Source organism: Priestia sp. P5_B4 (assembly GCF_056400385.1).
In genome coordinates this window covers 1-509 of the sequence record NZ_JBFULJ010001549.1, presented here as the reverse complement: position 1 = coordinate 509, position 509 = coordinate 1, and the positions used below count along the sequence as shown (strand labels likewise).

General features: G+C 36.0%; 1 protein-coding gene. It reads left to right on the top strand.

Annotation, left to right across the window (positions count from 1 at the left end):
- Positions 1–104 precede the first annotated feature (104 nt).
- Positions 105–509, top strand: a 405-nt coding sequence (locus tag AC1DRF_RS32105; protein WP_477742843.1) for an N-acetylmuramoyl-L-alanine amidase family protein, incomplete at its 3' end; no start/stop codon positions are given.

Here is a 509-nt window from a genome sequence, read left to right as displayed (position 1 = left end):
CTAAATGAGTCATAGTAAAAAGCTTTATACATAAAAGTAGTTTTATATAACAAACGTCTTCGCTTATTCATGCATATGCTACGGATAAGGAGGAGACAGGTTATATGAAAAAAATTTATTTAGATGCAGGTCACGGAGGGACAGATTTAGGGGCTGTCGCCAGCGGGTTATATGAAAAAGACTTAGTGTTAGCTGTTCAACAGTACATCATCTCTTTTCTTTCTACTCACTATGAAGGATTTTCTCTTTGTACAACGCGTACAACCGATGTGTTTTTGTCATTAAATGAACGGGTCAACAAAGCCAATGCGTGGGGTGCTGATGTATACTTATCTATTCATATAAACTCAGGTGGCGAAACGGGATATGAAGATTTTATTTATAGCAAAAATATAAATAACCAAACCATTGTGTTACGAAACGATATTCACGATCATGTGAAATTTGTTCTCACTGAATACAATCACTCTAACCGAGGCAGGAAATTGGCTAATCATAGTGTGTTAAGA